5 protein-coding genes are annotated in these 6084 nt (G+C 53.3%); all 5 read left to right on the forward strand.

Features of this window, described 5'->3' with window-relative positions:
- The first annotated feature begins 8 nt into the window (after positions 1-8).
- Positions 9-695: a cell division ATP-binding protein FtsE gene (gene ftsE / locus M3G15_RS12500; RefSeq protein WP_260071104.1), complete on the forward strand. Its 687-nt coding sequence runs from the start codon at positions 9-11 to the stop codon at positions 693-695.
- Complete coding sequence (ftsX, locus tag M3G15_RS12505; RefSeq protein WP_260071105.1) at positions 685-1599, forward strand: permease-like cell division protein FtsX; 915 nt, start codon at positions 685-687, stop codon at positions 1597-1599. The genes ftsE and ftsX overlap by 11 nt, the downstream gene beginning before the upstream one ends.
- A gap of 96 nt (positions 1600-1695) precedes the next feature.
- The gene (locus M3G15_RS12510; RefSeq protein WP_260071106.1) at positions 1696-2913 is read left to right on the forward strand and encodes a murein hydrolase activator EnvC family protein; all 1218 of its coding nucleotides are present in this window, start codon (positions 1696-1698) and stop codon (positions 2911-2913) included.
- Positions 2914-3258: 345 nt separating this feature from the next.
- A complete protein-coding gene (locus M3G15_RS12515) occupies positions 3259-4710 on the forward strand; it encodes a S41 family peptidase (RefSeq protein ID WP_009225390.1) in 1452 nt (483 codons plus the stop codon).
- Between the two features lie 140 nt (positions 4711-4850).
- Positions 4851-6084 (forward strand): PDZ domain-containing protein (locus M3G15_RS12520; protein ID WP_260071107.1); only part of this gene is annotated, 1234 nt, incomplete at its 3' end.

Below are 6084 nucleotides of genomic sequence, written 5' to 3' on the forward strand. Positions count from 1 at the left end.
GTGATCAAGTGATAGAAATGCAGGATGTCTGGAAGACGTATCCGAATGGTACCCACGCCCTTAAAGGCGTTTCGGTCAAGATCGACCGTAATGAATTCGTGTATCTGGTTGGTCCCTCCGGCGCAGGGAAATCGACTTTCATGAAACTGATTTACCGGGAAGAAGTGCCCACTAAGGGGCAGATTTCCGTTAACGGCTTTAACATTGGCAAGCTAAAACCTCGCAAAATTCCCTATGTGCGCCGAAATATCGGGGTGATTTTCCAAGACTTTCGGCTGCTTCCGAAGCTGACGGCTTACGAGAACGTGGCTTTTGCTTTGGAGGTGATCGAAGCCCCGAAGAAGATCATCAAGAAACGCGTGATGGAAGTGCTCGACCTGGTCGGGCTGAAAAATAAAGCGGGTCGCGATCCTTCCCAACTATCCGGCGGAGAGCAACAGCGGGTGGCGATTGCCCGGGCGATCGTCAATAATCCGTCCGTCATTATTGCGGACGAGCCCACGGGGAACCTCGATCCTGAGACCTCCTGGGGGATTATGCAGCTGCTGGACGAAATCAACTTCCGCGGCACCACCATCGTTATGGCTACCCACAATAAAGAGATTGTAAATACGATGCGCAAACGCGTCATCGCGATTGAACACGGCAATATCGTGCGAGACCAGCTGAGAGGGGAATATGGTTATGACTATTAGCACCTTCTTGCGGCATTTGCGGGAAGGCGCAAAGAGCGTGTTCCGCAACGGTTGGATGTCGGTGGCGTCCATCACCTCGATCATCGTATCGTTGCTGATCTTAGGCGTGTTCACCTTGCTTGTGCTGAACGTCAATGCGTTTGCCGATGAGGCGGACAGCCAGGTACAGATCAAGGCTTACCTAAACTCAGATGTGTCTGAAGCCCTGCGCGACCAGATCTATAACGAGATCGGCTCGATGGAAGAAGTCAGCAAAGTAAAGCTGATCCCCAAAGCCGAAGGCCTAAAGGATTTCCGGGAGAAGCTCGGCGAGGAAGGCAAGGACCTGCTGGAAGGGTACGATGAGACGACGAACCCGATTCCTGACACGTTTGAGGTTCAGGTGATTGAACCCACTACGGTGCCTTACGTAGCCAGCAAAATCAATGCCCTGAACGATAAATACGAGGAGAAGCCGATCTATAAAGTCAATTACGGACAAGGTACGGTGGAAAAATTGTTCAAAATCACCCGGGCGATCCGCAATATCGGCTTTGCTTTTGTGGCTGGCCTTGCCCTGATGGCGATGTTCCTCATCTCCAATACGATCCGGGTGACGATCTTAGCCCGCCGCCGCGAGATTGGCATCATGAAGCTGGTTGGCGCGACGAATACCTTTATTCGTTGGCCTTTCTTCGTAGAAGGCGCCTTAATAGGTCTGATCGGTTCCCTGATCACCGTAGGCGTGCTGTTCTTTAGTTACAACGAGCTGGTGACATCGGTCAAATCCGACGTGACGCTGGCCATTCAGCTGGTACCGCTCCAAGAAATCGGTCTGGAACTAGGCGGATTGCTTGTCGGCTTAGGACTTTTGATTGGCATTTGGGGAAGTACGATGTCGATTCGGAAGTTTTTGAAGGTGTAACGGAATTAAGGAAGCGAAGGAAACGAGCCGATACATTGTTATATCTACAAAAGTCGGAATTTTTAATTACCTTTTAAGAAGGATGGGGAAACGAAGTTGAAGAAATGGATAACCACACTCACCGTTGTCGCATTAGCCGCTTTGATTTTCCAACCTACTGAAGGCTTCGCCAAGACCAAAACCATCAGCCAGATCGACAAAGAGCTGAAGCAGCTTCAGGAGCAGGCTAAGCAGGCCAAAGCGCAGCAGGAGAAAGCCGAGAATCAGAAGCAGGAAGCACAGCATTACGTCAATAAAAATACCAATTATCTGAAACAATTAATGAGTCAGATTGAGGTCGTGAGCAACGAGTTAACGCAAATTTCACTCGAAATTGAGAAAACGGAAGAGGATTTGCGCGAAACTGCGGAAAAATTGGACGAGACCCAAGCGAGAATTGAAGAGCGGTCCCACTTGCTCGACACCCGCGTTCGGTTGATGTATACGGATGGCGTCGTTTCCTATTTGGACGTGCTGCTGTCCTCCACCAGCTTTACCGATTTTCTTGAGCGGGCGGACTCCCTGCAGGCGATTGCCAATCAGGACCATATCCTGCTGGATGAGCATAAACGGGACAAGGAACTGATCGTGCAGCAGCAGAAGCAGCTGGAGCAGGATTATGCAAAAGTGAAGCAGCTTTATGCGGATGCCGAGTCACGTAAGAGCGATCTGGAAGCTAAGGAGATCGAGAAGCAGCAGCTGATCGCGAAATACAACGCTGACATCGAGGAATCCGAAGATATCAGCGAGGAGCAAGAAGCGCTCCTGGTTGAGTTGGCGAAGAAACGGTCGGCGCTTGAGCAAGAGAAGAACAAGCTGAAGGCTGCTCAGGTATACAAATATAAGAAGAGTTCTTCCGGATCCGGCGGATTTAAGGGCAACGGCGGTTCGTTTGGATTGCCGGTGGATGGCGCCCGAATCTCCTCTGGATACGGTTCACGAATCCATCCGATTACCGGCGTGAAGAAAATGCATACCGGTGTGGATTTCGCCGTTGCCCAAGGGACGGATATCCATGCGGCGGAGGATGGCGTCGTCATCGTTGCAGAATGGTGGAGCGGTTACGGCAACACAGTAATCATCGACCACGGTGACAACGTATGGACGCTTTACGGCCATATCCGCAATGGCGGGATTAAGGTAGAGAAAGGCCAACACGTCAAGAAAGGCGAGAAAATTGCCGAAGTTGGAAGCACGGGCAACTCCACCGGCCCTCACTGCCATTTCGAAGTCCGGATCAACGGCAACCCAGTAGACCCGATGCCTTATTTGTAATAAAATAACTATAGTGTTCGAGCGAAAACGGATACCGCCTCTCTGGGGCAGGGTCCGTTTTCACCGTTAGATTGGGTTATTAGCACCGAGAAGGTTGGATGAAGCTAGAGGCTGAGTAGCGGAGCGTAGGCAAATCCTACGTGAGCAACGGAAGACTCGGCTGAATTCAAGATTCGACGTCGATTATGCTCCTTAGAAAGTGCTTCGTGATAAGAAGCCAATTTTAAATCCAACTTAAATTGTAAATATTTCTCATGGGTGGAACATATACTATGTGACGTTCAAATTCGGACGTGCCGGGCACGCCGCCCGGACATGTTCATTTTTCGGAGGCGGTGATCAAGGATGTTTAAAGGTCGTACGGTAGCCCTGCTCGTTGTCGCAGCCATGCTGGTCAGCAGCTTGTTGACGTTAACGCTGACGGGGGAATGGAGCTTTGCTGGAACGGGACCGCTGCGCAGCGGAAGTTTTGCCGACACGGCCAGCACCGGCTCGAAGCAAGACATCAAAAAAATCGAGACGGCGTTGCAGCTTGTCCAAAAAAACTACGTCGAGGACGTGGATACGAACAAGTTAATTGATGGTGCGATTGACGGGATGATGAATGCGCTGGAGGATCCATTCTCCTCATACATGGCCCCGGATACGGCGCAGCAATTCTCGGAGCAGATTGAGGGGTCTTTTACCGGAATTGGGGCAGAGGTGTCCATGGAGAACGGCAATGTCGTCGTTGTTTCCCCGATCAAGGGCTCTCCTGCAGAAAAAGCTGGCATTCAACCGAAGGATATCCTGTTGTCGGTGAACGGGGAGTCGTTTGAGGGCTTAAGCTTGAATGAGGCGGTGGCCAAAATTCGCGGCCCGAAAGGCACAACGGCTAAGGTGAAGGTTAAACGGGCGGGAGTTGCGGATACGCTGGAATTCGAGATCGTCCGTGATGACATTGCGCTGGAAACGGTCTATGCCGAGATGAAGGATGGCAAAATCGGGGTCATTACGGTGACCGAGTTTTCGTTGAATACGGCGGATCATTTCAAGAAAGAGCTGGAAAACCTTGAGAAACAGGGCATGAAGGGCTTGATCATCGATGTGCGTAACAACCCGGGCGGGGTGCTGGACGTCGTTGAGGCGATGTCGGAGCAGTTTGTGCCGAAGGGGAAAGCCATCGTCCAAATCGAGGATAAATATAAGCGTCGGCAGCAGTCGGTTTCCAAGGGAAGCGGCAAATCCTACCCGATCGCTGTGTTGACCAACAAGGGCAGTGCAAGCGCCTCGGAGATTTTGGCCGGAGCCCTGCAGGAATCCGCAGGAGCGAAGCTGGTCGGTGAAACGACTTACGGCAAAGGAACGGTGCAATCCAGCTATAGTCAGGAAATGGGCGACGGCAGCATGCTGAAGATCACCATCGCCAAGTGGCTGACGCCAAACGGCGAATGGATTCATAAGAAGGGGATCAAGCCGGATGTTGAGGTGTCCCAGCCGGACTATTTTACGGTAGCTCCGATCAATAAGGAAAAAACGTACAAATACGATATGCTCGGTGAGGATATCAAAAGCGCCCAAACGATGCTGGACGGACTCGGATACAATCCGGGCCGGAAGGACGGTTATTTCGATAAAAACACCGAGAAGGCGCTGAAAAAGTTCCAAACAGACCAGAAGCTTACGGCAAACGGTGTGCTGGACGCGAAAACCGCCGAGGCTTTGGAAGCCAGCATCATCCAACAAATCCGCGATCCGAAAAACGACATGCAGTTAAATCGTGCGCTGGAGATCATGCGGAAGGAAATTGCGAAGTGAATGTCGAATCCCTTAGAGGGCTGATGTGCGGCCCTCTTTTTTGCTGAATTTCGTTGGAGTACATAGGTAAACCGATCATTACTCCTAGGGCAAGATGACAAGCTTGAACTTATACACCAAAAAAGGAGCGTGAATACCTCTTGGATCTCATTCTGGAAGGATTGTGGAGTCTGGCGGAAGCAGGGGCGCAGCTATTGCTGCAGCCGTTCTACTATATCTCGATCATCGTCATCCTGCTGCTCTATCGCAGACAGGTTGTGCTGGAACGCCGTCTGTTTCATGTTCGCCTGCACAGATGGGGCTTGCAGACTTGGCGAACCGCTCTTGGCGGGCTGCTGGCGGGGCTGGCGGTTTCCGTCGTCTTCGTCTTCCTCGGAATGAATCTGACGATGGAGGGAATTCTCTGCCTTTGGGTGGTTACGCTGGTGCTGATGCTGTTCCGCATCCGCTATTTGTGTCTCGCTTACGCCGTGGGCTTGCTGGGGGTACTCCAGTTTGTATTCAATCTGATCCCGGATACGGCAGGGGTTGCGGTTCTGAGCGACGTCGTTCGCGTCATTCGGGAGCTGGATATTCCGGCATTGCTTTGTCTGGTCGGCCTGCTGCATTTGGCCGAGGGACTGTTGGTCCGGTGGCAGGGCGCTTCGTTTGCGGGGCCGTTGTTTTTTGAAGGCAAACGGGGCAAGCTGATCGGCGGGTATCAAATGCAAAGCTTGTGGCCGGTGCCGCTGTTCCTGCTCGTCCCGGCGCAGACGTTGGGCGGGGTCCTGCCGTGGACGCCATTGTTTGGCGGGGAAGCATGGCAAGACGGCTTTAGCCTGATGGGGCTGCCGATCGTGCTCGGATTTTCGGAGATGACGTTGGGGATGCTGCCTAAGGATAAGGCGCGCGTTTCGTCTGGTCGACTGCTGGGGTATGGTGCAGTCATTACCGTGCTGGCGCTGCTTGCGGCGTGGTGGAGCCCGCTGATGCTGGTGGCCGCAATCGCGGCGTTTGGGCTGCACGAAGCGTTGATTTGGCTGAGCCGCTATGAGGAGCAGCAGCGCAGCCCGATGTTTGTCCATCCGCAAGGGGGACTCAAGGTGCTCGCGGTGCTGCCGGGCAGTCCGGCGGAAGAGCTGGGCATCCGGGCCGGCGAGTCGATCGTGAAGGTCAACGGCATGCCGGTGCCCACGAAGGAAGATCTGCATGCGGCGCTGCGGATCAACCCGGCTTTTTGCAAGCTGGAGGTGCAGAATCTCGCGGGCGAGAGCAAATTCCTCCAGCGCGCCATCTACGCCGGCGATCACCACCAGCTCGGCGCGATTCTCGCGCCGGACGAGCTGGCGCCGGCGGCAGTAAGGCTGCAGCCGCTCTCGCTGCTGCAGCTGCTGC

It is taken from the genome of Paenibacillus sp. p3-SID1389 (assembly GCF_025151705.1).
GTDB classification, from domain to species: Bacteria; Bacillota; Bacilli; order Paenibacillales; family Paenibacillaceae; genus Fontibacillus; species Fontibacillus phoenicis.

Coding starts and splice junctions, on each gene's coding strand:
- ftsX (WP_260071105.1), top strand. CDS start 685: ATGACTATTAGCACCTTCTTGCGGCATTTGCGGGAAGGCGCAAAGAGC.
- M3G15_RS12515 (WP_009225390.1), top strand. CDS start 3,259: ATGTTTAAAGGTCGTACGGTAGCCCTGCTCGTTGTCGCAGCCATGCTG.